The 1,733-nt window shown below is 58.7% G+C and carries 2 protein-coding genes and 1 pseudogene; all 3 read right to left on the bottom strand.

Going from position 1 to position 1,733, the window contains the following annotated elements; translation table 11 throughout:
• Positions 1-786: NAD(P)(+) transhydrogenase (Re/Si-specific) subunit beta (locus V6C07_RS04310; RefSeq protein ID WP_333535128.1), on the bottom strand; the 786-nt coding region annotated here is incomplete at its 3' end.
• 53 nt (positions 787-839) lie between these two features.
• Complete coding sequence (locus V6C07_RS04305) at positions 840-1,121, bottom strand: NAD(P) transhydrogenase subunit alpha (protein ID WP_333535127.1); 282 nt, start codon at positions 1,119-1,121, stop codon at positions 840-842.
• Between the two features lie 84 nt (positions 1,122-1,205).
• Positions 1,206-1,733 (bottom strand): annotated as a pseudogene (locus tag V6C07_RS04300) (NAD(P)(+) transhydrogenase (Re/Si-specific) subunit alpha); the annotation flags it as partial.

Raw genomic sequence — 1,733 nt, 5'->3', positions numbered from 1 at the left:
GAGCAGCTTGCGGTTCATGGCGCGGCACATGATGCGCGTCAGCAGGTAGCCGGACGAGCCGATGATGCCGCCGATAGCCACAAGCAGGGGATCATTGACCGCAAAGCCCGCAATGGCGGCACACACGCCGCCCATGGAGTTCAGCAGCGAGATGGTGATGGGCATGTCGGCCCCGCCCACGCGGATGGTAAAGCCGATGCCGAAGGCCGTGCCGGTGACAAACATCAAAAAGATGAAGAAGCCGAACAGAAACTGCGGAAAGGCCGTGCCCATAAGCACGGAAAAGCCCATAAGTCCAAGAATGGACAGGATGATCTTGGTATGGTCGGGCAGAATGATGGGCTTTTGCGGCAGAATCTGATGCAGTTTGCCCGCAGCCACAAAGGAACCGGCAATGGTGGTCATGCCCATGGCAAGCGCCAGGCAGGCGCTGCCGCGTTCAAAGGCCGAGGGCGCGCCCGTGTCGGTGAGCACAAGAAAGCTCACAATGGCCGCCGCGCCGCCGCCGATGCCGTGCAGAAAAGCCACCATCTGCGGCATCTGGATCATCTTGACCTTGTTGGACAGGGTAAGGCCCAGGCTCATGCCCACGGCAATGGCGAGCCACAGCGAAAGCGAGGTCAGCGAACCGTCCTTGAACATGGTCACAAGAATTGCCAGACCCATGGCAGAGGCGCAAAAAAGGTTGCCCCTGACCGCAGTGGGAACCCTGTTCATGAGGCGCAGGCCGAACAGCACTGACGCCACAAGAATTCCGGCTATGATGTTGTAGGTTATCGCATTCATTTCACAGCAACCCTTTCTTCCGGTTTATGGTTGATGCAGAGGTCAGAGAAGGGCTACTTCTTTTTCCCGGCGACCAAGCGGAGCATTTTATTGGTGATGTCGAATCCGCCGAAAACGTTGACAATAGCCATTGCCACGGCAAGAGCCCCCAGAAGCGTGAAAAAGGTCGAACCGGCAAGATGGGTCGCGGTTACCGCACCAAGAATGATGACGCCCGAAAGGGCGTTCATGGCCGACATCAGGGGGGTATGCAAAAGGCTCGGCACATGGCTGATGATCTTGTAGCCAAGCAGCGTCGCCGCTACAAACACCGCCAGCAGGGTAAGTGGGGTCATATGTCTTCCTTGAATAATATTTTTCCCGGCCTGTATGCCGGAACGCCGGGCGCGGAACAGGCCGCGCCCGGCGTTCTTTAATGATTAAAGGCCCATTGCTTCACGCGCGCCCCGATGGACAATCTGCTTGTCAATGGTGCTCAGCGTGGATTCGATGATGGGGTCGGTCCTGTCCAGCACGATCTTGCCGTCCTGAGCCAGGAACGAAAGCAGCTGGAACACGTTGTTGGCAAACATCCACGTGGAGCTTGTGGGCATCATGCCGGGGATGTTCTTGGTGCCGTCGATGGTCACGCCGTGCTTGACCACCACTTCACCGGCTTCGGTCAACGCGCAGTTGCCGCCCTGGTCAATGGAAATGTCCACAATGCTGGAACCGGGAGCCATGGAGGCCACCATTTCGTCGGTGATCAGGATCGGGGCCAGCTTGCCGGGGATCAGGGCCGAAAGAATGATGATGTCGGCGTCCTTCACCAACGGCTTCAGAGCCTCACGTTCCTTGTTCAGCCACTCGTCGCTCAGGCGCTGGGCATAGCCGCCCTCGCCGATGGCAACCTCGGCAGGCACGCCCACGTCAAAGGGCTTGGCGCCCAGGCTCATGGACTGCTCGCG

The organism is Desulfovibrio sp. 1214_IL3152 (assembly GCF_036763055.1).
In the GTDB taxonomy this organism is placed as follows: Bacteria; Desulfobacterota; Desulfovibrionia; order Desulfovibrionales; family Desulfovibrionaceae; genus Desulfovibrio.
This window is presented reverse-complemented; position numbering and strand designations above follow the sequence as displayed.